The 1,662-nt window shown below is 71.1% G+C and carries 1 protein-coding gene; it reads left to right on the top strand.

What is annotated here, in order from left to right:
* On the top strand, window positions 1-1,662 hold a 1,662-nt coding region (locus EDC64_RS23990), incomplete at both ends, for an autotransporter-associated beta strand repeat-containing protein (protein WP_245504864.1).

Here is a 1,662-nt window from a genome sequence, read left to right as displayed (position 1 = left end):
GGCGCGCTGGCGCTGGAGGGCACCGGCGCGCTGCAGGCGAGCGAGACCTTCACCTATGCCAGCGCGGTCACGCTGACGCCGGTCGCCGGCATGGGCGGCGGCGCGTTCAATGTGGACGCCACCAAGACGCTGACGCTGACCGGCGCGATCGGCGGCACCGGGGCGCTGGACAAGCAGGGCAGCGGCACGCTGGTGATCGGCAGCAACACCTATAGCGGCGCGACCATGGTCAGCGGGGGCACGCTGACCATCGGCGGCGGGTCGTCCTTGTCGGACACGGCGCTGCTGAGCGTCGCGGCGGGCGCGCTCTTGAACCTGACGGACGCGGACGAGAGCGTCGGTTCGTTGGCGGGGGCGGGCGAGGTGGCGCTGAACGGGCATTGCCTGACCACGGGCGGGGACGGCACCGGCTCGACCTTCTCGGGGGCGATCACCGGGTCGGGCTGCGTGACCAAGACCGGGGCGGGCACGCTGACGCTGACCGGGACCAGCAGCTATAGCGGGCCGACGACGGTGTCGGGCGGCGCGATCCAGGTGTACGCCGCCGGGGCGCTGGGCACCGGCGCCCTCGCGCTGGAGGGGCCCGGGACGCTGCGCGCGAGCGAGACCTTCACCTATGCGAGCGCGATCTCGCTGACGCCGGTCGACGGGATCGGCGGGGGCACGTTCGAGGTCGACGACAGCAAGACGCTGACCTTGACCGGGGCGATCGCCGGGCTCGGCAATCTGGCGAAGACCGGCACGGGCACGCTGGTTGTCGGCGGGACGAACAGCTATTCGGGCGCGACCGAGGTGACGGCGGGCATCCTGATCGCGACCGGCGGCCAGGCGATCGGCGACACCAGCGCGGTCAATGTGGCGCTGGGGGCGCAGTTCATCCTGCAGGGGAACGAGACGGTGGGCTCCATTACGGGGTCGGGCGGTCTCGTCCTGGACGGCGCGACGCTCAATACGGGCGGCGACAATACGAGCACGGTCTATGCCGGGGCGATCGGCGGCACCGGCGGCCTGACCAAATCGGGCACCGGCACGCTGACCCTGAGCGGGGCGAACACCTATAGCGGCGACACCGAGGTCACCGGGGGCGGCCTCGCGGTGACCGGGAGCGTCGACGGCGACGTCTATGTCTACGACCAGGCGACGCTGTCGGGGACCGGGATCATCACCAAGACGGTGCATGTGCTGGACGGCGGCACGCTGGAGGGGGCGCAGGCGAGCGGGCTGACCATGGGCGGGCTGAACCTGTCCGGGGCGGCGAACGTGAACGTGACCCTGGGCGCGCCGACGGCGGGCTCGGTGTTCGCGGTGACCGGCAATGTGACGCTGGACGGCACGCTGAACGTGACGCCGACGGGGGGCTTCGGCATCGGCATCTACCGGGTGATGAATTATTCCGGGACGCTGACCGACAACGGGATGGATGTGGGGGCGCTGCCGGACGGGCTGTCGGGCGGCATCCAATCGGCGATCCCGAACCAGGTGAACCTGTTCGTGGAGGACCCGAACTCGCCGATCCTGTTCTGGAACGGGGCGAACACGACGCCGACGCAGAGCGTCCTGGGCGGATCGGGGACCTGGACGGCGGGCGCGCAGACCAATTGGATCAATGCCAGCGGCACGATCCCGCGGAGCTGGAACGGCGGGTTCGCGGTGTTCCAGGGG

This window comes from Aquabacter spiritensis (assembly GCF_004346185.1).
Classification (GTDB): Bacteria; Pseudomonadota; Alphaproteobacteria; order Rhizobiales; family Xanthobacteraceae; genus Aquabacter; species Aquabacter spiritensis.
This window is presented reverse-complemented; position numbering and strand designations above follow the sequence as displayed.